Genomic DNA, 23,472 nt, shown 5'->3' on the forward strand with positions numbered 1-23,472 from the left:
TCATTACATGGCGTGGCCCATGTTGACGTTCATGTTGTACAGCACCCATGCCGAACCGCCGACGATGATGGCGATGATCATCACGGTGAAGACGAATGCGGCCAGGTTGTCGCGGGCCGATTTCGACGCGCCCATGTGCAGGAAGTACACCAGCTGCACCAGCAGCTGGAGCACGCACAGGGCCACCACGCCGATGATGGTGACGGTGTGGGACAGCGCGCCGTGCATCACCAGGCCGAACGAGCCGAAGGTGAGCAAGAGCGAGAGCACGAAACCGATGATGTAGGACTTCAGGCTGCCGTGGTCGGCGGCGTGATCGTCGTGGCCGTGTGCGGCCGCAGCGGAGTGCGACATCAGATGGCTCCCATAAGATAGACGAAGGTGAAGACGCAGATCCAGACGATGTCCAGGAAGTGCCAGAACAGGCTCAGGCACGCCAGGCGACGCTTGTTGATCGAGTCCAGGCCATGGCGGCGGATCATGTCCAGCAGGACGATGATCCAGATCAGGCCGAAGGTGACGTGCAGGCCGTGCGTACCGATCAGCGTGAAGAACGCGGACAGGTAAGCGCTGCGGCCCGGGCCGGCGCCTTCCGTGATCAGGTGATGGAATTCCCAGACTTCCATCGCGATGAAGCCCGCGCCGAACAGGAACGTCACCATCAACCAGCCCATGGCGCGGGACTTGTTGTTGGCGTGCACGTTCAGGTTGGCCATCCCGAAGGTGAAGCTCGAGAACAGCAGCAACAGCGTTTCGACCAGGACGAACTTCAGGTCGAACAGTTCCTTGCCCGTGGGGCCGCCCGCGGTGGCGTTGGACAACACCGCGAACGTGGCGAACAGCACCGAAAAGATCAGCAAGTCGCTCATCAGATAGACCCAGAAACCGAAAACGGTCTTGGATCCATCGTCATGATGCGCGTGATCGTCGTGACCCGCGTGGGGGTGAGTGGCTACGGCTTGAATCATGGCTCAGGCGGCCTTCTGCATTTTTTCAAAGTGGGCGTTTTCGATGCGTTCGACTTCCGCGGCCGGGACCCAGTAATCGACGTCGCGGTCATAGGCACGGGCAATGAACGAACCGACCATGCCGACGAAACCGGCGATGGCAAGCCACCAGATGTGCCAGATCAGCGCAAAGCACATCACCAGGCCGAACAGGCCGATGTACACGCCGGCGCCGGTGTTCTTCGGCATGTGGATGTCTTCGTACTTGGCCGGGCGCTTGTAGGCCTTGCCGCTTTGCTTGTCTTCCCAGAACTGGTCCAGCTCTTCAACGTGAGGAACGTGGGCGAAGTTGTAGAAAGGAGCCGGCGACGAGATCGCCCATTCCAGGGTGCGGCCATCCCAGGGATCGCCGGTGACGTCCTGGTTTTGCTTGCGCTGGCGGACCGACACGAACACTTGTTGCAGCAGGAACCAGATGCCCAGCATGATCAGCGCGGCGCCAGCCAGCGCGACCAGCAGGTAAGGCTGCCATTCGGGGTTGTCGTAGTGGTTCAGGCGACGCGTCATGCCCTTGAAGCCCAGGATGTACAGGGGCATGAAGGCCATGAAGAAACCGACGAACCAGCAGTAGAACGAGTAGCGGCCCAGGCGCTCATTCAGCGTGAAGCCGAACGCCTTGGGGAACCAGTAGGTCATGCCCGCGATACAACCGAACACCACGCCACCGATGATGGTGTTGTGGAAGTGGGCGATCAGGAACAAGCTGTTGTGCAGCACGAAGGACACGCCGGGGATGGCCAGCATCACGCCGGTCATGCCGCCGATGACGAAGACGATCATGAAGCCCAGCGTCCACAGCACCGGCGTCGTGATGCGCAGGCGGCCGCGGTAGATGGTGAACAGCCAGTTGAAGATCTTGGCCCCGGTCGGGATCGAGATGATCATTGTCGCAATGCCGAAGAAGGCATTGACGTTGGCTCCCGCGCCCATCGTGAAGAAGTGGTGCAGCCAGACCAGGAACGACAGCACGCCGATGGCGGCCGTGGCGTAGACCATGGACTTGTAGCCGAACAGCGTCTTGCGGGCAAAGGTGGCAACCACTTCCGAATACACGCCAAACGCCGGCAGCACCAGGATGTAGACCTCGGGGTGGCCCCAGATCCAGATCAGGTTCACGTACATCATGACGTTGCCGCCCATGTCGTTCGTGAAGAAGTGCGTGCCCAGGTAGCGGTCGGCGGTCAGGAGCGCCAGCGTTGCGGCCAGGACGGGGAAGGCGGCGACGATCAGCACGTTGGTGACCAGCGAGGTCCACGTGAAAATCGGCATCTTCATCAGGCTCATGCCCGGTGCGCGCATGCGCAGGATGGTCACGATGAAGTTGATGCCGCTAAGCGTTGTGCCCAGCCCGGATATCTGGAGCGCCCAGATGTAGTAGTCCACACCGACGCTTGGGCTGTAGTCCAGCCCGGACAAGGGCGGATAGGCGAGCCAGCCGGTCGCGGCGAATTCGCCCACGAACAGCGAGATCATCATCAGCGCGACGCCAGCGCCGAACAGCCAGAAGCTCAGCGAGTTCAGGAACGGGTAGGCCACGTCGCGGGCGCCGATCTGCAGCGGCACCACGATGTTCATCAGCCCGGTGATGAAGGGCATCGCCATGAAGAAAATCATGATGACGCCGTGGGCGGTGAAGATCTGGTCGTAGTGGTGGGGTGGCAGGAAGCCCGCGGAGTCGGCGGACGCGACCGCCAACTGGGTACGCATCATGATGGCGTCGGCAAAGCCGCGCAGCAGCATGATCAGCGCGACGATGATGTACATCACGCCGATGCGCTTGTGGTCGACGGAGGTCAGCCATTCCGTCCAGAGGTACTTCCACTTGCCGAAGTAAGTGACTGCGCCGAAGACCGCTAGGCCTCCCAGGCACACGGCGGCCAGCGTAACCATGACGATAGGTTCATGGTACGGAATGGCCTCGAGGGTGAGTTTCCCGAGCATTGTTAGTTAATTCCTGCGATCAGATTTTTCGACGTGGGGGTGCACGTGGCGGAGTCCACGCCGGCCATCTTGGACATGGTGCTGCCCAGAATGAAATCAAACATGGCGGGAGGCGCCGAGGAGTACTTGACGACCGGGTTGCGCTCGCTGCGCTTGGTCAGTTCAGCGTAGGCCTCGGGCGTCAGCGCCTTGGGGGATGCCTTGGCTTCCTTGACCCAGTTGTCGAACCCTTCCTGCGACGTGGCGATGGCCTTGAAGCGCATGCCGGAGAAGCCGGCGCCGCTGTAGTTGGCCGAGATGCCCGCGTAGGTGCCGGCTTCGGTCGCGTTCAGGTGCAGCTTGGTTTCCATGCCGGCCATCGAGTAGATCTGGCTACCCAGCTGGGGGATGAAGAACGAGTTCATGACCGACGCCGAGGTGATCCGGAAGTTGACCGGGACGTCCACGGGGAACGCGATCTCGTTGACCGTGGCGATGTCGTACTCGGGGTAGATGAACAGCCACTTCCAATCCAGCGACACCACCTCGATGGTGACCGGCTTGTGTTCGGAAACAAGCGGCTTGTAGGGATCCAGCGCGTGCGTGGAGCGCCAGGTGATCACGGCCAGAATCGCCACGATGATACAAGGAACGGTCCAGACCACGACTTCGATCGCCGTGGAGTGGGCCCACTTGGGCTGGTAGTCTGCTTTGGTATTGGACGCGCGGTATTTCCACGCAAACGACACGATCATGAACAGTACTGGAATCACAACGATGAGCATCAGCCCCGTCGCCGTGAACAGCAAAGTCTTTTCCTGAGCGCCAATGTCTCCCTTGGGGGAGAGGATTTCCATGTTGCAGCCGCCAAGCAGCATGACCGCGCCGACGCCAAAAATGCGCGTTAGGGTCGCAAGGAGGGGGTGTTTCACGTACAGCCTTGGATGGATGGTTGGAAATGCTGCATAGCAGCGGGGCGAAATGCTGCCAAGCAGCAACGTCCATCCTATCGGCTTGATATCGGTCAAGCATGCGACGAATGGTCGCATTGCCTGGGAGGATTCTGCCCCCAACGAAGCAGATTCAGGGTTTTCCTAGGGGGCAGATGCCCTGGGAGGCGGGGGTGGGGTGCGACGTTATGTCGCACCTGCACATGAGGGTGTTGTAAAGATGTGTCGCACTTGCACCCGTCAGTCGACGAGGACTTCGCGTTCCGGCCCCGGTTTTTTTGCCAGCTTGCGCTGGAGAGAGCGCCGGTGCATGCCCAACAGGCGCGCGGCTGCGGAAACGTTGCCGCCGGTCTCGTGCAGGGCCTGATGGATGTGTTCCCATTCTAGGCGGTGCAGCGGCGTCATGGTCGTTTCGATCGTAACGGATTCCGGCTTCACCAAGCCCAGCGTGCGCAGGATCATCGGTGCGGTGGCGGGCTTGGGCAGGTAGTCGTCGGCACCGCGCTTGATGGCCTCGACGGCGGTGGCCACGCTGGCGTACCCCGTGACCAGCAGGATCCGCATGTCGGCGCGCAGTGCGCGAAGGGGACGGATCAGGGTCAGGCCGGAGTCCTCGCCCAGGCGCAGGTCCACCAGCGCGAAGGCCGGGCGGATCTCTTCGGCCACGCGCAGCGCTTCGGCGATGCCGGTGGCGGTGCGGGTTTCCAGGCCGCGGCGCGACAGGCTGCGCTGCAAGGTGCGCACGTACAGTTCGTCGTCGTCGATCAGCAGGCCAAGGTCGGTAGGATTCATCACTGTCAGGTTCCGGGGTTGCCCAGTGGCAGGTAGAAGCGGATGCGGGTGCCTCCCCCTGAGGCGGCGGTCATGGTCATTTCGCCGCCCAGTTGTTCCACGGTGGCATGCGACAGCGCCAGGCCGACGCCCAACCCTCCCGGCTTGCCGCTGTTGAACAGGCTGGTCGCGGGCAGCAGGGTCTGGTCGGGGTCGAAGCCCCGCCCGTAGTCCCGCACTTCGCCGCGCAGGGCGCCATAGCCATATTCCAGATGCAGGTCCACGCGGGGCGCCTCGGCGGCTTCGCCGGCGTCGGCCGCATTGTTCAAAAGCGCCTGCAGCAGGTGCGCGATCGCCGGGTCCACGCGCAGGCTGGTCGGCAGGGCGCCCGAGCGTTGCAGGTCGATCGTCGGTCGGATCAGGCGCCATTGCCCCACCACGCGGACCAGGTCCACCGCGGTTGGGACCGCCAGATTGCGGATGCGTTCCCGACACAGGGCCAGCAGCTGGCTCAAGGTGGCTACGTCGGCGCGCAGGTCTTCGTCCTTGACCTCGGCGGCGATCTCGTCGGCCAGGAGCGTCATGGTGGCAAGCGGCGTGTTCAGTTCGTGCGCCATGGCCGCCGCATGGGTGGCCAGGGCGACGATGCCCTCGTTGCGGGTGAAGCGTTCGCGCAGCCGGGCCAGCTCGCGCTCGCGGTCGCGCAGGTCGGACGCCAGCCGGGTGGAAAACACCAGCACGACCACCACGGAAATCAGGAAATTCACGCCCAGGCCCCACAGCAGCAGGGAATGAGTGTCCACGTCTCCGCGCAGGGGCTGGCCGAAGATGGCCGCCGCCGCGTAGCCGGAAATGCCCGCCACCGCCGCCGCCAGCGCCCAGTTGCGCGGCAGCGCCAGGGCCGCCAGGGCGGTCAGGATCAGGAACATCGTGCCGAACGGATTGCTGATGCCGCCGCTCCAGCCCACCATCCACGACAGCACCGCCATGTCCACGAACAGGTGGCCGAAGGCCGTGGCATGGGACAGGTCGCGGGGGTGGCGCAGCCGCAGGCTGGCGTAGGCGTTGAATCCGATCAGCACGCCGACGCCGATCCACAGGGGCTCAAGCGGCAGGGCAAGGCCCAGTACGCTGCTGGCCAGCAGGATGGTGGCGGCTTGGCCGGCGATGGCGAGCCAGCGCAGGCTGCATAAGGTACGCAGGAATGAAAAGGCGGAACTACCGGGCATATCCAGACACAGAGGTGCCGGCGGGCCCGCCGGCGGGTCAAGCGCCCGGCGGCGCGGAACGCAGGCATCCGGCGCGCGGCGCGAGAGGCCGGCTGCCGTCGGGCCTGACTAAGGCGTCGACGGCGGATGTGCTGGCATTGTATGGCGATTCAGCGCGAGACGCTGGCGGGGCTGGCAATTGGTGTGTCCCTATATTCGAGGAGTGGCCCCATGGGTCAGTGGATATCGGACGTGCCGCTGTGGGCCATGGCCGCGGGCGGATAGTCCTCCTGGTCGGATGCCATCTGGCCTTGGACCTGCGCCTGATGCAATTCCTGGTCGACCTGGGCGCGGCTTTCGGACCGGGTGGACGCGACGGTGGGCGGATAGTCTTCCTGGCCGAATGTGTACTGGCCGTCTGCCTTGGCTTCTGCCAGTTCAGAGGCGACCTGGGCCGAGGTCTTGGCGGTAGGGGCGGGGTAGGTGACGCGCCAGTCCCCGTAAAGATCGCGCTTGTATTGGGGGGTCTGGGCCTGGGCGGCGCCCGCGACGGCCAAGCCGGCGCAAAGCAGCAACGTGGTGGTGAGGGTCTTCATGAAACGCTCCTGGCAAACAAAGCCTGCGGCCGGTCTGGCCGCGCCGTCGTCCGCGACGCTGCCGGCGGACGATTTCCTGGATGCGGAATGCCTGGCCGGGCGCGTGAAAACGGCGCGCGTCCGGTCTTTTCAATTCGACCGGGCGCGCGCCGTGGCGTTGCAGGGAAACCGGCGGCGAAGCAGGAAAGGTATTTCAAGCCTGAAGCACAGGTGTCATTCGGCTTTCAGGGGGACGTTTTCCTTGAACATCCGGCTGCCGCCAGAGATTCTTCCCTATAGATCAGTGGCCGTGCTGCGGGGCCGGGGCGGCGCCCGCCTTCGCGTTCAACGCGCGGGCTTCGGCTTGTACCGGCACGCGGCGCTGCTGCTGCTTGGCGTCTTCCACCACCAGCGTCAGCGCGATGCGGTCGCCGGGATTGATCTGCCTGGCCAGGTCGATCAGCATGACGTGGTAGCCGCCGGGCTTCAGTTCCACCTGCTGGCCGGCGGGCAGGTCGATGCCGGCAACCTGGCGCATCTTCATGACATTGTCCTGCATGGCCATTTCATGGACTTCCACGTGCTTGGCGGCATCGGACTCCACGGCCACCAGGCGGCCGGGCACGGACGAGGTCAGGCGCATGAAGGCGCCGGTGGCGTGCTGGCTGGGCACGGTGGCGCGCACCCAGGCGTCGTCCACGCTCAGGCCGGCGTCTTGCGCCAGGGAGGCGGGGGCGAAACCGGCCAGCGCGCACAGGGAAAGGGCGGCGGCCAGGGACTTGAACGAAAAGGTCTTCATCATGGTGGCTTCTCTTTGTCGGGTTGACGGCGTCGGGGTCACAGCACGGTGCGCAGGTCTTGCACGCATTCTTCGGCGGTCTGCTGGTGGCGCAAGGCAAGGCGCAGCTTGCCCTGGGCGTCGATGATGTAGGTCAGCGCGGTGTGGTCCATGGTGTAGGACGAGCCGGTGGCGACCTTTTGATAGAACACCTTGAACGACTGGGCTGCGGCGCGGGTCTGCTCGGCGTTGCCGCGCAGGCCGACGAACGCCGGATCGAAGGCCTGGGTGTAGGCGCCCAGGATCTCGGGGGTGTCGCGCTCGGGGTCGACGGTGATGAAGAGCACCCGCAGCTTGTCCGCGTCGGCGCCCAGCAGGCCCTTGATCTCGATGGCGCGGGTCAGCGCCGTCGGGCAGATGTCGGGGCATTGCGTGAAACCGAAGAACAGCATGACGGGATGGCCGCGGTAGTCGGCCAGGCGGCGGACCTGGCCGCCGGTGTCCTGCAATTGGAAATCGCCGGTCGGCATGCCGGACAGATCCATGCCGTGCAGCTTGGGGGCTTCGGGCCCGCAGCCGGCCAGGGCCAGCAGGGCGAGGGACGACAGGAGCAGGCGACGCCTAGGATCGGGCGCATGGGCCGCCGCCGCGCCGGTGCGCGCGCGCAGGGCGGGGGAATGCAGGAAGGGGGAATGCATGAAAACCTCTTTGGTTGACGATCGGCAAGGCGCGCGGCGATGCCGCGCGGTCAGGCGGAGTCAGGCCAAAGCAGGCGGGGCGCGGGAACCGAGGGGCGGGCCATGGGCGGCCAGCGCGGGCAGGGCCCGGTAGGCGGGCGGGGGCTGGACATACCGGCCCGCCGGAAGCAGAATGGGCGCCAGCGCGGGAGTAGGCGCGGGCGCGACATGCGCGAGCAACCCGAAGGGGCATTGCGCGCCAGTCTTGGCGGTGTCATGGCCGGCAGGTTCACCGCCGTCGCCACCGCCTCTTGCGCCGGCCAGCGCCACGCTGAGCGTGGACAGGTCGCCCGCCGCGGTGCAGAACGTGACTTCCAGGCGGCCGTCATGCAGCGCGCGGGCATCGGGCATGTAGCCCGTTGGCACCAGGGCACGCAAGGTCAAGGCCAGAAGCGCCAGCCACAGCACGCCACGGGCGCGCGCGGCGCGTCCCTGGCGGTAGAGGCGGGTCAGGTCGGGCATCGCGCCATTTTAGCCCTGGCCAGGGCTCAGTCCCCTGCGTCCAGACGCCGCACCAGAGCGATATAGCGGCGTTGCGCCTGGTCCGAGGGCAGCCCGGCCAAGAGGCGCCAGGCGGCATGCCGGACCTGGCTACGGGCATCCGCAAGGGCCGGCGCCGTCGGCGGGGCGTCGCCGTGGCGCGCTTGTTGCTCGTAGGCGGCGAGCCGGATCGCGACGGCGGCCGATGGCGGCGCAGACAGTGAACGCAATTGGATGATGGCCGCTTCGAACGCATCGGGCAGCGCGTCCGCGTCGAGGGCCAGCGTGGCCTCGTCCATGGTGTCGCCTTCGGGTTCGTGGCGGCCGGCGCCAGCCAGCCTGCGCCAGAGGGCGTCCTCGGCGTCGGGCTCGTCGGCGCGGGCGGTGACTTTGCTGATGGCGTTGTTGCGCAGGCGCAGCGTGTGCGTGGACGCGCCCAGGTAGAGGCCGGCGCCGTCCTGCACCTGGAAACGCAGCGGCAGCGCGATGGAGCGCCCGGCCAGCGCCGGTTGCCCGACGTGGTTGACGGCGAACGTGTTGCGCGAATAGTCCATCAGCCGCGAGAACAGGGTGATCAGCGCGCCGCGGCCTTCGTAGACGCCGCTGACGGGATTGTCGCCTTCTTCGGTCCAGACGACGTCTTCGGCGAACAGCGGGAACAGTGTTTCGAATTCACCCGCCAGGAGGGAATCGCGGTACGCGTCCAGGATGCGTTCGACATCCGCGGCGCCCATTGGGGCGCCACGCGCCGCCGCGCGTGGGGACTGGGCGGCGGCGGGGTCGCGATCCATGAATTGCAGCACGGTGGCGGCCACCAGGTCGCGGTCGTTGTCCACGCAGATCATGTGATAACTGTTGTTCAACAGCACCAACTGGCTGCCTGCGATGGCCTCATGCAGCAGCTGCGCCGAGCGCACGGAGGTGAGCTCGTCCTCGTGCGCGTGCATGATCAGCGTGGGGCAGCCAATACCGTCCAGCCCGTGCCTGACCGCGTCGCGCAGCCGGTCGACTTCGCGCACGCAGGCCAGCGGCACCCAGCGGTAGTGGAAGTTTTCGCCTCGTTCGAACTTGGCCTTGACGATGGACCGGACCAGTTCGTTCTTGATGCCGTAGGGCTCTTCCTCTTCGACGCGCATGCGTGCGGCCAGCCCCGGGATGCGGTAGACCAGCTTGCGCAGGCCGCGGTACCAGGTCGTGCTCCAGCCGTCGATGAAGACGGGGGCGGCCAGCGACACAAGCTTGCCCTGCTGGTGGCCGACCCGTTTGCAGAGTTCGACCGCCAGCAGCGCACCCAGGCACATGCCCATGACGTGCAGGGTGTCGTGGCGCGCGGCGACTTCGTGATACTTCTGCGTCACGGCGTCCAGCCAGTCTTCCATGCGCACGGACAGCAGGTCCTCGGGCGAGCCGCCGTGGCCCGGCAAGGTCAGGCTGTACGTCTGGATGCCGGCGCGCTTCAAGACCTTGTGCATGGACCCCAGGTCGTACTCGGTTCCACCCAATCCGTGGATCAGGAGGGCGCCCGTGCCGGACGGCGCGTCGGGACTATTGGACGGCATCGGCCGGCTCGCGCTCGATCTCGCCCAGCCGCCACATGCCGGCCACGACGGCCACGCTGCCGTCGAAGTCTGACAGCGGCGAGCCCCGGTCGCTGACCAGCCGCCAGCCGCCCGCCGAGTGCGCCACGCGGAACAGCAGGGGCGTGCGATCCTGGGCGCCCGCGCGCCGCGCCGCCCAGTGCATCGCCAGGCGCGACCGGTCTTCCGGATGCGCATGGGCGGTCAGCGACGCCAGGTCGGTGATGGCGCTGGCTGGCAGGCCGAAGGCGTCCTGCAGGTCGCCCGCCAGCTCCAGCTTGCCGTCATGGGGATTGAAGCGGTACATCAATTGGTGGCTGCCGGCCAGTGCCAGGTCGAAGCGGCCGCGCCACTGCTCGGCGCTTTCAAGCGCCTGGGCGCGCGCGCCGCGCAAGGTGTTGACGAGCAGCAGCAGCAAGGCCGTGACCACCAGGTAGACCTGGGTGGCCAGCAGCACGTGCCAGGGGTCGTTGGCCTCGACGAAGGGGCCTTCGCCCTGGGCGCTTTGGTACAGCGCCATTACCATCAGCGTGACCATCGCCAGCGTGCCGCCGGGCGTGCCCCAGACCAGCGCAATCAGCACCGCGAACACCAAGGGCAGATAGGTCAGCTCGAAGGAGACGACGTAGGGCAGGTTCTGGATCATGCCGCCGTCGAACGTCATGAACGTCGACACGATCATCAGCGCGTAGGCCGCCGCGCCGATCAGCAGGTCGCGCATGCGGGGGCCGCCCGAGCGGCGCGGCCGGAATTGGGCCCAGCCCGTCAGCGCCGGGGCCAGGATCAGCACGCCGGCCAGATACGCGGTGACCCAGGTGCGCAGCCGTACCAGCGCGTGGGCTTCCTGCGTCAGCCACAGCCAGCCGCCGCCCAACAAGGCGCTGCTGGCGGCGCCCGCGACTGCGCCGGCCAGCAACGCGGCCACGAAGCCGGGGCCCTCGGCGCGCGGCGACAGGCGCTGCACGGTCCACGCGGCCAGCAGCGAAGACAGGCTGCCCGTCAGCGCGAAGACGATGGCGGTGGCCGGCTGCCCGCGCGTGACAAGCGTCAGGACCAACTGGGCGCAGAAGAATCCCGCCACCAGCAGCAGCCAGTTGCGGCGCGCGGTCAGCAGGTAGGCGCCCACGGCCACCCCGGGCGGCAGCCAGACGAACAAGGCGTGGCTGACCGGGTCGTTGAGCAGGTGCGAGAACACCCCGCACAGCAGATAGGGGATGGTCCACAGCAGGCAAAGCGGATTCTTTCTAACCGTGTCGGTCATACGCATGTCGGTCCTTGCAAACGCATTGAGGCGTGGCGAAGCGCGTTCACCGTGATCAGCGGGTTATACACGGCCCGGACGCCGCTGCGAAGCACCTGCGCCACACTGGCACCCGAAAATCTTGGTACCCTTGAATGCACTTCCGTTTCCACCGCCATCTCAGTGCCCCAGGTTTCAGTGCTTTCCTTGTCCGCCCCGACCCTGTCCGTGCCCGCCTGCCCCCTCCCTTGCGCGGCGCCTGCCGGCCCGCCCCGGTTTTGGAGACGGCCACGCCCGCTGGGCCGGCTGTGGATGTGCGCCTGCATCATCGTGCTGCTGGCGTTGCTGTCCGCCTGCGGTACCACCAAGGTCCAGCCCGGCTACTACCGCGTGCAGTCCGGCGACACGCTGACGCAGATCGCGCGTAAGCAGGGAACCAGCGTCAGCAACCTGGTGCGGTGGAACGGCTTGTCGAATTCGAATGCCATCGAGGTCGGGCAGATGCTGCGCGTGCAGGCGCCAGGAGGGCAGGCCACCACGTCCGCTTCCGGCAAGGTGCGGTCCAAGCCGGCGGCCTCGTCGCCGCGGACTTCTTCGTCGTCAGCCAAGCGGCGCACCGCGCCGCCGGGCGCAATCTCGCTCGTGTGGCCTGCCCAGGGCAAGGTCACGCGCGGCTATGACGGCGGCGGGTCCAACGGCATCGTCATTTCCAATTCGTCGGGCACGCCGGTGGTGGCCGCGGCGGGCGGCACGGTGGCCTATTCGGGCAGCGGCCTGCGCGGCTACGGCCATCTGGTCATCGTCAAGCACAACGCCAGCTTCCTCAGCATCTATGCGCACAACAGCAAGCTGCTGGTCAAGGAAGGCCAAAGCGTGAAGCAGGGGCAGAAGATCGCCGAAATGGGCAACAGCGACAGCAAGCAGGTCGGGCTGTATTTCGAATTGCGCTATGACGGCCAGGCGGTGGACCCGGCGGGGAACCTGCCGCCCAAATAATCGGACGGCGGCCGGCCTACACCGCCGTGTCCTGCGTCAGGGTCGAGATGAACGCAGCGGTGCGCGGGTCCGCGGGGTGCGAGAAGATCGTCCGGGACTCGCCGGATTCCACCACGACGCCATCCAGCAGGAACACCACTTCGCGCGACACGCTGGCGGCCAGGCGCAGGTCGTGCGTGGCCATCAGCATGGTCATGCCTTCCGTGGCCAACTGGCGCAGCACATCCACCACTTCGGCTGCCAGGCCCGGATCCAGGGCGGAGGTCGGTTCGTCGCACAGCAGCACGCGGGGCGCGGGCGCCAGCGCGCGGGCAATCGCCACGCGTTGTTGCTGGCCGCCCGACAGATTGGCGGGCCAGGCGTCGGCTTTTTCGGCCATGCCGACTTTCTTCAGCAGTTCTTCGGCACGGGCGCGGGCGCGATCCAGCGGCCACTTCTGCACCGTCAGCAGCCCCTCCATCACGTTGCCGATCACCGTCTGGTGCGGAAACAGCTGGAAGTTCTGGAACACCATGCCGGTCTGTTTGCGCACACGCTGCACCTGGTCGCGCGCCAACTTTTGCCCCGGTTCAAATTCCACCGTTTCGGGCCCGATGGAAAGCGTGCCGCGGTCGGGCACTTCCAGCAGGTTCACGCAGCGCAGCAAGGTGCTCTTGCCGCTGCCCGACGGGCCGATCAAGGCGGTGACGCTGCCTTCGGCGATGCTCACGTCCACTTGCTTGAGCACCGGATTGCCGCCGAAGGATTTTTCGATTTTCTGCAGGCGGATCATCGGCTTTTCTCGGAGAACACGGCGTGCTGGCCAAAGCGCCGTTCCAGGCGGACTTGCGCGGCGGACAGGACGGAACTGAACACCAGGTAGATCAGCGCCGCTTCGGTGTAGAGGATCAGCGGCTCATAGGTGACGGCCGCGATGCGTTGCGCGGCCTGGAAGATCTCGGGCACGGTCAGCACGGCGGCCAGCGACGTGTCCTTGACCAACGCGATGAACGAATTGGACAGGGGCGGCACCGCTACGCGGGCGGCCTGCGGCAGGATGGTCCGGCGCAGCGCCTGGCCGCGCGTCATGCTGAGCGAGTACGCCGCTTCCCACTGGCCCTTGGTGATGGATTCGATGGCGCCGCGGATCACTTCCGAGTTGTAGGCGCCCACGTTCAGCGTAAAGCCGATCAGCGCGGCCGGCAGCGGATCCAGCACGATGCCCACGCTGGGCAGGCCGTAGAAGATCACGAACAACTGCACCAGCAGCGGCGTTCCGCGGATCAGCCAGACATAGAAACGCACGACCGCCACCAGCGGCGCCGGGCCGAACAGCCGGATCAACGCCACCACGAACGCCAGCGCCAGCCCCAGCGCGAACGACATCAGCGTGAGCGGCACCGTGAACACCAGCCCGGCGTGCAGCAGAGGCCAGAATGAGTCGGCCATCAACTGCACCCAGGCCGGCACGGTCCACGACCCGATTTGCGCCAGCAGCCAATCGGGGATGACGGCTTGCAGCCAGGAGGGGAGCGTCATGTGCGTGCCTGCCGCTTACTGCGCCGACAGGTCCGTGCCGAAGTATTTGACGGAGATGGTCTTGTAGGTGCCGTCGGCCTTGATGTCGGCCAGCGCCTTGTTGATGGCGGCTTGCAGTTCGGGGTTGCCCTTGCGGATCAGCACGCCGGAGTTGCTGAATTCCGCCGTCTTGTCCGTGGCGGCGATCTTCACCTTTGCGTTGGGCTTTTGCTTCTTGAAGTCCAGGAACGACAGGTTGTCATTGACCGTGGCTTCGACGCGGCCCGAGGTCAGGAGATCGATGGCTTCGTTGAAGCCCTGCACGGCGACGACTTCCGCGCCGTGGCTTTGCGCCAGCTTGCCGAAGTTGCTGGTCAGCGTGTTGGCCGACTTCTTGCCCTTCAGGTCGGCAAACGACTTGATGGTGGTGTTGTCGTCGCGCACGATCAGCACCGCAGCCGACGAGATATAGGGATCGGAGAAGTCATACTTGGCTTTGCGCGCGTCGGTGATGCCGACCTGGTTGATCACGGCGTCGTAGCGCTTGGCGTCCAACCCCGCGATCAGGCCGTCCCACTTGCCTTCGACGAACTGGGCCTTCACGCCCAGGCGTTCGGCGATGGCGCGCCCAATGTCCACGTCAAACCCGGTAAGCTGGCCCGATGCGTCGTGGAAGGTGAAGGGGGCGTAGGTGCCTTCGGTGCCGATCTTGAACGTGCCGGCGGATTTGATCTGGTCCAGGCCGGACTGGGCGTGGGCAGCGGTCAGGGCGGCGGCCTGGATAAGGCCGGCGATGAACAGCGAGCGGAAGAGTTTCATGGCAATGCTCCACGGATGATCGGTGTCATTCTGGAGAGCTTGCGGGTGTGCAATACCCTCCGGCGTAGCCGCACTCTAACAACGCGCCTATTTTTCCACAAAGCATAAGGAATAGTAAAAATATAGCTGCAAGTCATATGGTTACCCCCGCCCGGCGCGACCTGCGCCGGGCGCAATCAATCGGCAAAGCGAGGGAGATCGGTGTGGAACAGCAATGGAACAGGCGGGCGTTCATGATGGCGGCTGCGGGCGCGGCCGCGTTTGCCGGGGTGATGCCCGCAGAGGGCGCCAACGGCTTGCGGCTGACGCCCGGGGGAGGCAGCATCACCCAGGTGTCCGGCCTGCGCGTGGGCCATTACACCGATACCCGCCGCCCGACCGGCTGCACGGTCATCATCGCCGAGGCGGGCGCCACCGGCGGCGTCGATGTGCGCGGCGCGGCGCCCGGCACCCGCGAGACCGATCTGCTCAATCCCATGAACATGGTGGAAAAGGTGCATGCCATCGTGCTGTCGGGCGGTAGCGCGTTCGGCCTGGACGCCGCCACGGGCGTCATGCGCTATCTGGAAGAAAAGAAGATCGGCTTCGATGTGGGCGTGGCGCACGTGCCCATCGTGCCGGCCGCCATCCTGTTCGACCTGGGCGTGGGCGACGCATCCATCCGGCCTGATGCGGCTGCCGGCTACCAGGCTTGCAAGTCGGCGACTACCGCCGCACCGCAAGAGGGCAATGTCGGCGCCGGCGCCGGCGCCACGGTGGGTAAGCTGTATGGCGCCAAGCGCGCCATGAAGGGCGGCATCGGCAGCGCGTCGCTGACGGTGGCCGGCGCGACGGTCGGGGCGATCGTGGCCGTGAACGCAGTAGGCGATGTGCTGGACCCCGCCACCGGGCGCATCCTGGCCGGCGCGCGCACGCCTGACGGCAAGCATCTGCTGGATACCCGCGCCGCCATTCTGGCGGGCGACCTGCCCAATGCCATGCGCCCCGGAACCGCCACTACCATCGGCGTGGTGGCCACCGACGCCACGCTGACCAAGGCGCAGGCGCAGAAGATCGCCGGCATGGCCCACGACGGCCTGGCCCGCACCATCAACCCGATCCACACGATGATGGACGGCGACACGATTTTCGCGCTGGGCACCGGCGCTTCGGGCAAGCCGGGCAACGTGATGCTGCTGGGCGTGATGGCTGCCGAGGCCATGGCGATCGCGGTGCAGCGCGCCATCCTGGCGGCGCGCGCGGTCGAAGGGTTTCCTGCTGCGGTGGATTTCATCGCCTGACCCCGGGGCCGTATGGCCCGTCCTGACCTCACGTTGTCACAGGACGGGAACATCATGGCGGACACCGGGCATCCGGTGTCCTGGGGGCTCTCTATGTATGAAGGCGAACGATTCAACGGCGCTACGCATCTGGCCGGCCTGGCGCTGGCCGTAGGCGCGTCCGGTTGGCTGATCTCCCGCGCGGCCGAACTGAAAGTCGACACGAAACAGATCGTCAGCTGCGCGGTGTTCGCGGCATCGATGATCGCCGTCTATGCCTCGTCGGTGCTGTACCACTGCACCCGTGGCCGTAACAAGGCCCGCTGGGCCAAGGCAGACCATTGCGCCATCTACCTGCTGATCGCCGGCACCTACACGCCGTTGGCGTTCGGGCCGGTGGAACACGCATGGGGGGCGGCGATGGGCGTGGCGATCTGGTTGCTGGCCGCCATCGGCATCGGCCGTGAACTGTGGTGGGCGCGCGGCGCGGCCCCCGCCTTGCCGCTGTACCTGGCGATGGGCTGGCTGGGGGTGATGTTCGCCGCCCCGATCGCGGGCGGGCTGTCTTCCGCGGGCCTGGCGTGGCTGCTGGCGGGCGCGGCGGCCTATACGGTGGGCACGCTGTTCTATGTCAACGACAAGCGCTGGCGCCACGCCCATGGCATCTGGCACCTGTTCGTGATGGGCGGATCGGCCTGCCACTTCGTCACGGTGTTCGGCTTTTTGCGCTACGGCACGCCCGCCTGAACGCGGCGGGCAGGGCGGAAAGGGCGGCCCCCGTCAACGCCAGCTGGCCAGCGGCAGCATGCCGCCCCGGTCTTTCACTTTCCGCATGACGATATGCGAACACAGGTCGCGTACCCCGGCGATCTTGCTGAGCTTGTCTTCCACGAACTGCGAGAACGCCGACAGGTTGCGGGTGCGCACCGTCAGGATGTAATTGGAGGCACCCGTCACGATGCTGGCTTCGGTGATCTCGTCGTGCGCGGCGATGCCGGCCAGGAACGCCTCGTGCCAGCCGGGGCGCGACTGGTCCAGCGACACGTGGACGATGGCCTCCAGCTCGAACCCCAGCTTTTCGGCGTCCAGCACGGCCCGGTACTGCCGGATCATCCCGCCTTCCTCCAGGGCCCGCACGCGGCGCAGGCAGGCCGACGGCGACAGCGCCACCTGCTCGGCCAGGTCCTGGTTGCTGAGCTGGCCGTTCTCTTGCAGGCGGTACAGGATGCGCTGGTCGATCGCGTCTAGTTGCATGGAGCAATCCAATTCTGAAAATTCGGGTTTCGTGCAATTTACTGCGGAATCTTAGGGTAAGCCACGCCCGGATTTGCAATATTTCGGCTAATCGGCGCTGCTATCCTGTTTGCAGGATATTGCCCGAAGGAGAGATTGCATGACTACGCGTGAAGACTGCGTCGCCGCAGACCGGAAAGACCCCCTGGCCGCCCTGAAAGACCGGTTCGAGCTGCCGCCCGGCGTGCTCTACATGGACGGCAATTCCCTGGGCGTGATGCCTAAGGCCGCGGCCGCCCGCGCCGCCGGCGTCATTACCCAGGAATGGGGCACCGGCCTGATCCGCAGCTGGAACACCGCCGGCTGGTTCGAATTGCCTGCCCGCCTGGGCGACAAGCTGGGTAGCCTGCTGGGCGCCCGCGAAGGCGAACTGGTCGTGACCGACACCACGTCGCTGAACATCTTCAAGGCCCTGGCCGCCGGGCTGCGCATCCAGCAACAGAAGCAGCCGACGCGCCGCGTCATCCTGTCCGAACGCGACAACTTTCCGACCGACCTGTACATGATCCAGGGCATGATCGACCTGCTGCAGCAGGGCTACGAGATGCGCCTGATCGATGACGAGCTGCCGCTGGACAAGGCGCTGGACGAGTCTGTTGCCGTGATGCTGCTGTCGCACGTGAACTACCGCAGCGGCCAGATGCACGACATGGCCGCCGTGACCGCGCTGGCACACGAACGCGGCGCGCTGACCATCTGGGACCTGGCGCATGCCGCAGGCGCCGTGCCGGTGGACCTGAATGGCGCCAACGCCGACTTCGCCGTCGGTTGCACCTATAAATACCTGAACGGTGGTCCGGGTTCGCCCGCCTTCATCTGGGTGGCGCCGCGCCACACCCAGGACTTCTGGCAGCCGCTGTCGGGCTGGTGGGGCCATACACGCCCGTTCGATATGGCCGTGGCCTACGAGCCGGCCGGCGGCATCCGCCGCTACCTGTGCGGCACCCAGCCCATCGTGTCGCTGTCGCTGGTGGAATGCGGCCTGGACGTGGCCCACGCCGCCGACATGGCCGAAGTGCGCCGCAAATCGCTGGCGTTGGGCGACCTGTTCATCGCGCTGGTCGAGGAACGCTGCGAAGGCCATCCGCTCACGCTCGTCACGCCGCGCCAGCACGCCGACCGCGGCAGTCACGTCAGCTTCCGCCATCCCAATGGCTACGAAGTGATGCAGGCCTTGATCGCGCGCGGCCTGATCGGCGACTACCGCGAACCCGAGGTGCTGCGCTTTGGCCTGACGCCGCTGTATTTCGGCTATGCGGACGTGTGGGACGCGGTGGATATCCTGAAAGACGTGCTGGACAGCCGCGCCTGGGACAAGCCCGAGTTCAAGCAACGGTCCGCCGTGACCTGAACGCCATCAAGCGTTGCCTTATCGCGCGGGCCGGATCGGCCCTACATCCAGAAAGAGAGCGCAGTACAAGGAGGAGACAATGCGGCAACAACACGGGTTCGGCGAAATCGCCGAACGTGAAAAGGGGCTCAAGCGTCGCTTGACCTCGGGCCAGATGAGCATGATCGCGATCGGCGGGGCCATCGGCACCGGCCTGTTCCTGGGCAGCAAGTTCGCCATCGGATTCGCCGGGCCCAGCGTGATCATCAGCTACGCCATCGGCGGACTGATCACGCTGCTGCTGATGGGCTGCCTGGCCGAAATGACGGTAGCGCATTCCACCTCCGGTTCCTTCGGTGCCTACGCCGAGCATTACGTGGGGCCGCTGGCGGGCTTTCTGGTGCGCTACGCGTACTGGTCGTGCGTGGTGCTGGCGGTGGGCACCGAGGTGACGGCGGTGGCCGAATACATGAAGTTCTGGTTCCCCGGCGTGCCGGGCTGGCAGTGGGTATGCGTGTTCTCGGCGGCGCTGATCTTCATCAATGCGATGAGCGTCAAAGCCTTCGGTACCATCGAATACTGGTTCTCGACGATCAAGATCACGGCGATCGTGGCTTTCATCATCCTGGGCGCCTATGTGGTCTGGGGCAATCCGCAGTACGGCACGGCGCTGTATACCTCGCACGGCGGCTTTTTCCCGAATGGCGTGTGGGGCATGTGGATTGCCGTGGTGATCTCGATCTTCAGCTACCTGAGCGTGGAGATGATCGCGGTGGCCGCTGGCGAAGCCGAGGACCCTGAACGCGCCGTCAAGCAGGCGTTCCGCGCCACCATCGTGCGGCTGGTCGTCTTCTACCTGCTGACGCTGGCGCTGATCCTGGCCATCGTGCCGTGGGACGAAGCGGGCAAGGGCGGCAGCCCGTTCGTGAAGGTCATGCAGGCGCTGGAGATTCCAGGCGCGGCGGGCGTCATCAACTTCATCGTGCTGGTGGCGGCGTTGTCGGCCATGAACAGCCAGCTCTACATCACCACGCGCATGATGTTCAGCCTGTCGCGCGCGGGGCATGCGCCGTCCGCGTTCGGCCGCCTGACGCGCAGCGGCACGCCGTTGAACGCCTTGCTGCTGTCCACCAGCGGCATCGCCATCGCAGCCGTTCTGAACGCGCTTTACCCCGAGACCTCGTTCACGCTGATGATGGCGATTTCGATGTTTGGCGCGCTGTTCACGTGGATGATGATCTTCGTCACGCACTACTTTTTCCGGCGCCGCTGGGCACGCGAAGGGGGCGCGGCGCTGTCGTTCCGGATGCCGGGTTTCCCGGTGCTGACGCTGCTGGGCGCGGCCGCGATGCTGGCCATTCTGATCACGACGGCCTTTACCGGCGTGTTCAAGATGACGCTGGCCTTCGGCCTGCCGTTCCTGCTGCTCCTGGCCGCGCTGTATTTCCTGCTGTTCAAAAAGCGCGGCGAAGCCGTCGTGCTACAGGCGCGCAGTCAACGCGGCTGAACCGGCTGGGGCGTCGCCGCCCCGATCACCGCCGCCATCACCGCCCCGCCCCTGCCGCGCATTGCCGGATCGCCGCCAGCATCGCACGGGCGCGCGCCGGTAGTGAGCGCGACGCGTACACCGCATGTATCTGCGGCGCGGCGCCTTGGGCCGAAGTCACGGTATAGGCCGGGCACACGCGCACCAAGGCGCCGCGCTCGATCTCCGGCTGTGCAGCCCAATCCGCCAGCCTTGCGATCCCCATGCCTTGCAGGACCATTGCCATCAGGCCGCTGCCGCTGCTGACGCGCACGGCGGGTTCGGCGTGCAAGCGCACAATGCGTTCGCCATCCCGCAGGTGCCAATCCTTCAGCACGCGGGGCCCGGTGTGCATCACCAGGCGATGCGCTTTCAGGTCGTCGGGTTCGCGGGGCAGGCCCATGCGGCGCACGTAGTCCGGGCTGGCGCACAGCAGCCGGTCATAGGGCCAGAGGCGCGCGCCGAGCAAGTCGCTGGAAGCTGGAAAGCCGCCCCGGATCGCGAAGTCCAGGCCTTCGGCGATCGGGTCCACCCATTTGTCGGTGTACAGGATGTCCATGCTGACGCCGGGATGCGCGTCCGCATACCGCCGCAGCACGGCCGGCAGCAGCGCCACGCCCAGCAGGTCCGGCGCCGAAAAGCGCACGCGTCCCTGATCGCCGCCCTGCGCGTCTTGAAGGTCGTCGCGCGCCTGCGCTTCCAGCCGCAGCAGCTCGCGCGCGGACTGGAAGTAGCTTTCGCCCTGCGGGGTCAGCACCACGCTGCTTTTGCTGCGCAACAGCAGCTGCGCACCCACCTGGCGCTCCAGCGACTGCACGGCCCGCGTCACGGCGCTGGGCGAGGCCCCCAACGCCCGGGCGGCCAATACGAAACTCTGGCGTTCGGCCACGGCGCAGAACACCTGGAACTCCCATAGCGCGCCTCGTTCCATGCGGATTCTCCATTGCGTTTTCCGCAACATGATATTGCAACGCTGCGACGCGCGCCCGGCCTAGACTGGCGGCTTTCCTGCCTTGCCTGCCTACATCATGTCGCAACCCTGCTATGTGGACCCGCTTTCCGGCGAACGCTACCCGATCACCGATGCCCGCTGGTGCTCCGACGCGCAAACCCCGCTGATGATCTCGCCGTTGCCGGGCATGTCGCGCGACGATATCGATACCCGCGACCGCTCCATCTGGCGTTATCGCGCCGCCTTGCCGCAGGACATCGCGACGCCGGTGTCGATGGGCGAGGGCGGCACGCCGATGGTCGAGCGCGCCTGGGGCGGCTTACGGCCGCATTTCAAGCTGGAATGGTTCAACCCGACATGCAGCTTCAAGGACCGGGGCGCGGCGGTCATGCTGTCGTGGCTGCGCCAGATCGGCATTCCGGCGGTGGCCGAAGACAGCTCGGGCAATGGCGGCGCGGCCATCGCGGCTTTCGGCGCGGCGGCGGGCATGGGTGTCACCATTTTCGCGCCTGCCTACACGTCCATCGCCAAAGTGGCGCAGATCCGCGCGTTCGGCGCCGATGTGCGTCTGGTGGACGGCCCACGCGAGAACTCCCAGACCGAAGCCATCCGTGCGTCGCAAGACATTTTTTACGCCAGCCACAATTGGCAGCCGTTCTTCCTCCAAGGCACCAAATCCATCGCCTACGAGATGTGGGAAGACTTCGGTTTCCAGGCGCCCGACAACGTGGTGATCCCGGCGGGCGCGGGTAGCAACGTGCTGGGTTGCGCGATCGGCTTTGCCGAACTGCTGGCTGCTGGCCAGATCCGCCGCCTGCCCAAGCTGTTCGTGGCGCAACCGTTGAATTGTTCGCCGGTGGACGCCAGCTTCCAGGCGGGGGTGGACGGCGCGGTGGCGCGCGACGTGCTGCCTACCGTGGCCGAAGGCACGGCCATCAAGCATCCGGTGCGCTTGCGCGAGGTGTTGCAGGCCGTGCGGGCCAGCGGCGGACAGACGGTGGCGGTGCCGGAAGCGGACATCGTGGCGGCGGTGAAGCGACTGGCCTTGTCCGGCCTGTACGCCGAACCGACCAGCGCGACGGCGGCGGCCGCCCTGGACGTGCTGCAGGCGCGCGGCGCGATCCAGGCGGACGAACGCACGGTGGTGCTGTTGACCGGCACCGGCATCAAGTCCACGCAGTTCATGACGGACCTGTATTCGACGGCGCCTGGATGAGGGGCGGGCGGGCCCGTACCGAATACCGGTGGGCCCGCGCGGCGATCAACTGGCCTGTGCCGCCGCCGTGCGCTCGTTTGAAGCATCCAGCGCGGGGGCGCGCGAGAACACGCGCAGGCGATGCCCGTCGGGATCCAGCGCGACAAAAGTGCGGCCGAAATCCATGTCGGTGGGAGCCTGCAGGATGGGCAGGCCGCGCAGGCTCCATTCCCGGTGGCGCTGATTGACGACGTCGACATCCGCCACGGCGAAAGCCAGCTCGGACGCGCCGCCGCGACCGGCCGCGGCCGGTTCCACCGTGTAACGCGACCACAGCCCCAGCTTCAGGCCGGAGTCCAGCACGAAGAGGGCGAACGTGGGCGAATTCTCGACGGGATCGCGTTGCAGCAGCGCGCTGTAGAACGCCGCGCTGGCCTGGGGTTTTTCGACGTAGAAGAGGACGTAGTTGGTGTCGGACATGAGGCGCTCCTGGTGGTTGATGCGCTCATGGTAGGCAGGGGTACTGTCAGTTTTTGGCAGTAGTGTGCATCAGGTTCTTTTCTGTTCCTGATGAACCGCCCGCCATTCTTTCAGCAAGGCGTGGCGGCGCCGGGGATAGCGGTCGCCAGCAGCCAGCGCGGCGATGCGGTCGGTGCGGAAATGCCGGAAGTCCTGGCGCAGTTCGCACCAGGCCATGACCAGCCGCACGCTGTCGAAAAAGCCCAGCGCGAAGGGCCAGATCACGCGGGCCGAATCCGTCCCCTTGTCGTCGCGGTACTGGATTTCCAATTTCCACTCGTTGCGGATCGCCTGGCGGATCAGCGCCACGTCGACCCGATCGACGACCGCGCTGGCGCTGGGGGCCACCAGCAACGGAATGGCGTCCAGTTCGTCGCGCAGTTCCTGCGGCAGCACCGCACCGATCTTGGCCAGCGCGTTGCGCGCGGCCAGGCCCAGGCGCTCGTCTGAGCGGCCGGCCACCCAGCGCGTGCCCAGCACCAGGGCTTCGATCTCCTCCGTGCTGAACATCAGGGGCGGCAGCATGAAGCCGGGCCGCAGCACATAGCCCACGCCGGGCTCGCCCTCGATCTCGGCGCCCTGGCATTGCAGCGTCGCGATATCGCGGTACAGCGTGCGCAGGCTGATGCCCATTTCGGTGGCCAACCGATGGCCGCTGACGGGCAGGCGGTGGCGGCGCAGGGTCTGGAGTAGTTCCAGCAGTCGTTCGGTGCGGGACATGGCGGGGGGGAAGAAGGACCGGATGGCCGAATGCTGCCACGAAATGGCAGTAATCGGGAAACCCCCTCAATCGGGAACCCCCCTCAATCCGTACCCCCCCTCAATCCGTACCCCCCCTCAATCG

General features: G+C 66.3%; 25 protein-coding genes. 6 read left to right on the top strand and 19 right to left on the bottom strand.

Annotated features, from left to right (window positions below):
* Positions 1-3: 3 nt before the first annotated feature.
* The 12 genes from cyoD to HG262_RS16420 form a co-directional block, all read right to left on the bottom strand.
* A complete protein-coding gene (cyoD, locus tag HG262_RS16365) occupies positions 4-354 on the bottom strand; it encodes a cytochrome o ubiquinol oxidase subunit IV (RefSeq protein ID WP_169272005.1) in 351 nt (116 codons plus the stop codon).
* Positions 354-968, bottom strand: coding sequence for a cytochrome o ubiquinol oxidase subunit III (gene cyoC / locus HG262_RS16370; protein WP_006222595.1), 615 nt, complete (start codon positions 966-968; stop codon positions 354-356). The genes cyoD and cyoC overlap by 1 nt, the downstream gene beginning before the upstream one ends.
* 3 nt (positions 969-971) lie before the next feature.
* Positions 972-2,948, bottom strand: a complete 1,977-nt coding sequence (cyoB, locus tag HG262_RS16375; RefSeq protein ID WP_169272006.1) for a cytochrome o ubiquinol oxidase subunit I — start codon at positions 2,946-2,948, stop codon at positions 972-974.
* Positions 2,949-2,950: 2 nt separating this feature from the next.
* Positions 2,951-3,859: a ubiquinol oxidase subunit II gene (gene cyoA / locus HG262_RS16380; protein WP_169272007.1), complete on the bottom strand. Its 909-nt coding sequence runs from the start codon at positions 3,857-3,859 to the stop codon at positions 2,951-2,953.
* Positions 3,860-4,117: 258 nt separating this feature from the next.
* The gene (locus tag HG262_RS16385) at positions 4,118-4,669 is read right to left on the bottom strand and encodes a response regulator transcription factor (RefSeq protein ID WP_006221322.1); all 552 of its coding nucleotides are present in this window, start codon (positions 4,667-4,669) and stop codon (positions 4,118-4,120) included.
* 5 nt (positions 4,670-4,674) lie between these two features.
* Positions 4,675-5,877, bottom strand: a complete 1,203-nt coding sequence (locus HG262_RS16390; protein ID WP_169272008.1) for an ATP-binding protein — start codon at positions 5,875-5,877, stop codon at positions 4,675-4,677.
* Positions 5,878-6,092: 215 nt separating this feature from the next.
* A complete protein-coding gene (locus tag HG262_RS16395; RefSeq protein ID WP_169272009.1) occupies positions 6,093-6,452 on the bottom strand; it encodes a DUF4148 domain-containing protein in 360 nt (119 codons plus the stop codon).
* 280 nt (positions 6,453-6,732) lie between these two features.
* Positions 6,733-7,230, bottom strand: coding sequence for a copper chaperone PCu(A)C (locus HG262_RS16400; protein WP_169272046.1), 498 nt, complete (start codon positions 7,228-7,230; stop codon positions 6,733-6,735).
* Positions 7,231-7,268: 38 nt separating this feature from the next.
* On the bottom strand, positions 7,269-7,907 hold the full coding sequence (locus HG262_RS16405; protein WP_248293378.1) for an SCO family protein: 639 nt from the start codon (positions 7,905-7,907) through the stop codon (positions 7,269-7,271).
* 60 nt (positions 7,908-7,967) lie between these two features.
* Entirely contained in the window at positions 7,968-8,408 is a 441-nt protein-coding gene (locus HG262_RS16410) for a DUF2946 family protein (RefSeq protein WP_169272010.1), read from the bottom strand.
* A gap of 26 nt (positions 8,409-8,434) precedes the next feature.
* The gene (locus HG262_RS16415) at positions 8,435-9,985 is read right to left on the bottom strand and encodes an acyl-CoA-binding protein (RefSeq protein ID WP_169272011.1); all 1,551 of its coding nucleotides are present in this window, start codon (positions 9,983-9,985) and stop codon (positions 8,435-8,437) included.
* Complete coding sequence (locus HG262_RS16420) at positions 9,972-11,270, bottom strand: MASE1 domain-containing protein (protein ID WP_248293379.1); 1,299 nt, start codon at positions 11,268-11,270, stop codon at positions 9,972-9,974. The genes HG262_RS16415 and HG262_RS16420 overlap by 14 nt, the downstream gene beginning before the upstream one ends.
* Positions 11,271-11,555: 285 nt before the next feature.
* Here HG262_RS16420 and HG262_RS16425 point away from each other — a divergent pair, with 285 nt between their 5' ends.
* Entirely contained in the window at positions 11,556-12,239 is a 684-nt protein-coding gene (locus HG262_RS16425) for a peptidoglycan DD-metalloendopeptidase family protein (RefSeq protein ID WP_169272012.1), read from the top strand.
* A gap of 16 nt (positions 12,240-12,255) precedes the next feature.
* Here HG262_RS16425 and HG262_RS16430 read toward each other — a convergent pair whose 3' ends face one another.
* The 3 genes from HG262_RS16430 to HG262_RS16440 all read right to left on the bottom strand — a co-directional run bounded on the left by HG262_RS16430 (position 12,256) and on the right by HG262_RS16440 (position 14,555).
* Entirely contained in the window at positions 12,256-13,011 is a 756-nt protein-coding gene (locus HG262_RS16430; RefSeq protein ID WP_169272013.1) for an amino acid ABC transporter ATP-binding protein, read from the bottom strand.
* On the bottom strand, positions 13,008-13,688 hold the full coding sequence (locus HG262_RS16435) for an ABC transporter permease subunit (RefSeq protein WP_054423301.1): 681 nt from the start codon (positions 13,686-13,688) through the stop codon (positions 13,008-13,010). The genes HG262_RS16430 and HG262_RS16435 overlap by 4 nt, the downstream gene beginning before the upstream one ends.
* Before the next feature lie 84 nt (positions 13,689-13,772).
* Positions 13,773-14,555: an amino acid ABC transporter substrate-binding protein gene (locus HG262_RS16440; RefSeq protein WP_169272014.1), complete on the bottom strand. Its 783-nt coding sequence runs from the start codon at positions 14,553-14,555 to the stop codon at positions 13,773-13,775.
* A 137-nt stretch (positions 14,556-14,692) separates the two neighbouring features.
* Between HG262_RS16440 and HG262_RS16445 the strand changes: the two genes are divergently transcribed.
* Together HG262_RS16445 and HG262_RS16450 are read left to right on the top strand one after the other, a co-directional pair.
* On the top strand, positions 14,693-15,835 hold the full coding sequence (locus HG262_RS16445; RefSeq protein ID WP_248293380.1) for a P1 family peptidase: 1,143 nt from the start codon (positions 14,693-14,695) through the stop codon (positions 15,833-15,835).
* Between the two features lie 93 nt (positions 15,836-15,928).
* The gene (locus tag HG262_RS16450) at positions 15,929-16,561 is read left to right on the top strand and encodes a hemolysin III family protein (RefSeq protein WP_169272050.1); all 633 of its coding nucleotides are present in this window, start codon (positions 15,929-15,931) and stop codon (positions 16,559-16,561) included.
* Between the two features lie 33 nt (positions 16,562-16,594).
* Here HG262_RS16450 and HG262_RS16455 read toward each other — a convergent pair whose 3' ends face one another.
* Positions 16,595-17,068: an Lrp/AsnC family transcriptional regulator gene (locus HG262_RS16455; protein WP_006222611.1), complete on the bottom strand. Its 474-nt coding sequence runs from the start codon at positions 17,066-17,068 to the stop codon at positions 16,595-16,597.
* A 139-nt stretch (positions 17,069-17,207) separates the two neighbouring features.
* Here HG262_RS16455 and kynU point away from each other — a divergent pair, with 139 nt between their 5' ends.
* Both kynU and HG262_RS16465 read left to right on the top strand, forming a co-directional pair.
* Positions 17,208-18,458 (top strand): kynureninase, encoded by a 1,251-nt coding sequence (gene kynU / locus HG262_RS16460; RefSeq protein ID WP_169272015.1) that lies wholly within the window; start codon positions 17,208-17,210, stop codon positions 18,456-18,458.
* 79 nt (positions 18,459-18,537) lie between these two features.
* Complete coding sequence (locus HG262_RS16465) at positions 18,538-19,944, top strand: amino acid permease (RefSeq protein ID WP_169272016.1); 1,407 nt, start codon at positions 18,538-18,540, stop codon at positions 19,942-19,944.
* Positions 19,945-19,981: 37 nt separating this feature from the next.
* Here the strand turns inward: HG262_RS16465 and HG262_RS16470 are convergent, their stop codons facing one another.
* Entirely contained in the window at positions 19,982-20,893 is a 912-nt protein-coding gene (locus HG262_RS16470) for a LysR family transcriptional regulator (RefSeq protein WP_169272017.1), read from the bottom strand.
* 97 nt (positions 20,894-20,990) lie between these two features.
* Here HG262_RS16470 and HG262_RS16475 point away from each other — a divergent pair, with 97 nt between their 5' ends.
* Positions 20,991-22,130, top strand: coding sequence for a pyridoxal-phosphate dependent enzyme (locus HG262_RS16475; RefSeq protein ID WP_169272018.1), 1,140 nt, complete (start codon positions 20,991-20,993; stop codon positions 22,128-22,130).
* A 45-nt stretch (positions 22,131-22,175) separates the two neighbouring features.
* On the opposite strand, the gene HG262_RS16480 is transcribed toward HG262_RS16475, so the two are convergent.
* Entirely contained in the window at positions 22,176-22,589 is a 414-nt protein-coding gene (locus HG262_RS16480; RefSeq protein WP_169272019.1) for a VOC family protein, read from the bottom strand.
* 69 nt (positions 22,590-22,658) lie between these two features.
* Positions 22,659-23,348, bottom strand: coding sequence for a YafY family protein (locus HG262_RS16485; protein ID WP_169272020.1), 690 nt, complete (start codon positions 23,346-23,348; stop codon positions 22,659-22,661).
* Positions 23,349-23,472 lie beyond the last annotated feature (124 nt).

The sequence above is a fragment of the Achromobacter sp. Bel genome, from assembly GCF_012928505.1.
In the GTDB taxonomy this organism is placed as follows: Bacteria; Pseudomonadota; Gammaproteobacteria; order Burkholderiales; family Burkholderiaceae_B; genus Achromobacter.

What these genes read in the sequence shown, in the direction of transcription:
- cyoD (WP_169272005.1), bottom strand. Translation starts at nt 354, where the DNA reads ATGTCGCACTCCGCTGCGGCCGCACACGGCCACGACGATCACGCCGCC.
- cyoC (WP_006222595.1), bottom strand. Translation starts at nt 968, where the DNA reads ATGATTCAAGCCGTAGCCACTCACCCCCACGCGGGTCACGACGATCAC.
- cyoB (WP_169272006.1), bottom strand. Translation starts at nt 2,948, where the DNA reads ATGCTCGGGAAACTCACCCTCGAGGCCATTCCGTACCATGAACCTATC.
- HG262_RS16385 (WP_006221322.1), bottom strand. Translation starts at nt 4,669, where the DNA reads ATGAATCCTACCGACCTTGGCCTGCTGATCGACGACGACGAACTGTAC.
- HG262_RS16390 (WP_169272008.1), bottom strand. Translation starts at nt 5,877, where the DNA reads ATGCCCGGTAGTTCCGCCTTTTCATTCCTGCGTACCTTATGCAGCCTG.
- HG262_RS16395 (WP_169272009.1), bottom strand. Translation starts at nt 6,452, where the DNA reads ATGAAGACCCTCACCACCACGTTGCTGCTTTGCGCCGGCTTGGCCGTC.
- HG262_RS16400 (WP_169272046.1), bottom strand. Translation starts at nt 7,230, where the DNA reads ATGAAGACCTTTTCGTTCAAGTCCCTGGCCGCCGCCCTTTCCCTGTGC.
- HG262_RS16405 (WP_248293378.1), bottom strand. Translation starts at nt 7,907, where the DNA reads ATGCATTCCCCCTTCCTGCATTCCCCCGCCCTGCGCGCGCGCACCGGC.
- HG262_RS16410 (WP_169272010.1), bottom strand. Translation starts at nt 8,408, where the DNA reads ATGCCCGACCTGACCCGCCTCTACCGCCAGGGACGCGCCGCGCGCGCC.
- HG262_RS16415 (WP_169272011.1), bottom strand. Translation starts at nt 9,985, where the DNA reads ATGCCGTCCAATAGTCCCGACGCGCCGTCCGGCACGGGCGCCCTCCTG.
- HG262_RS16420 (WP_248293379.1), bottom strand. Translation starts at nt 11,270, where the DNA reads ATGCGTATGACCGACACGGTTAGAAAGAATCCGCTTTGCCTGCTGTGG.
- HG262_RS16425 (WP_169272012.1), top strand. Translation starts at nt 11,556, where the DNA reads ATGTGCGCCTGCATCATCGTGCTGCTGGCGTTGCTGTCCGCCTGCGGT.
- HG262_RS16430 (WP_169272013.1), bottom strand. Translation starts at nt 13,011, where the DNA reads ATGATCCGCCTGCAGAAAATCGAAAAATCCTTCGGCGGCAATCCGGTG.
- HG262_RS16440 (WP_169272014.1), bottom strand. Translation starts at nt 14,555, where the DNA reads ATGAAACTCTTCCGCTCGCTGTTCATCGCCGGCCTTATCCAGGCCGCC.
- HG262_RS16445 (WP_248293380.1), top strand. Translation starts at nt 14,693, where the DNA reads ATGGTTACCCCCGCCCGGCGCGACCTGCGCCGGGCGCAATCAATCGGC.
- HG262_RS16450 (WP_169272050.1), top strand. Translation starts at nt 15,929, where the DNA reads ATGTATGAAGGCGAACGATTCAACGGCGCTACGCATCTGGCCGGCCTG.
- HG262_RS16455 (WP_006222611.1), bottom strand. Translation starts at nt 17,068, where the DNA reads ATGCAACTAGACGCGATCGACCAGCGCATCCTGTACCGCCTGCAAGAG.
- kynU (WP_169272015.1), top strand. Translation starts at nt 17,208, where the DNA reads ATGACTACGCGTGAAGACTGCGTCGCCGCAGACCGGAAAGACCCCCTG.
- HG262_RS16465 (WP_169272016.1), top strand. Translation starts at nt 18,538, where the DNA reads ATGCGGCAACAACACGGGTTCGGCGAAATCGCCGAACGTGAAAAGGGG.
- HG262_RS16470 (WP_169272017.1), bottom strand. Translation starts at nt 20,893, where the DNA reads ATGGAACGAGGCGCGCTATGGGAGTTCCAGGTGTTCTGCGCCGTGGCC.
- HG262_RS16475 (WP_169272018.1), top strand. Translation starts at nt 20,991, where the DNA reads ATGTCGCAACCCTGCTATGTGGACCCGCTTTCCGGCGAACGCTACCCG.
- HG262_RS16480 (WP_169272019.1), bottom strand. Translation starts at nt 22,589, where the DNA reads ATGTCCGACACCAACTACGTCCTCTTCTACGTCGAAAAACCCCAGGCC.
- HG262_RS16485 (WP_169272020.1), bottom strand. Translation starts at nt 23,348, where the DNA reads ATGTCCCGCACCGAACGACTGCTGGAACTACTCCAGACCCTGCGCCGC.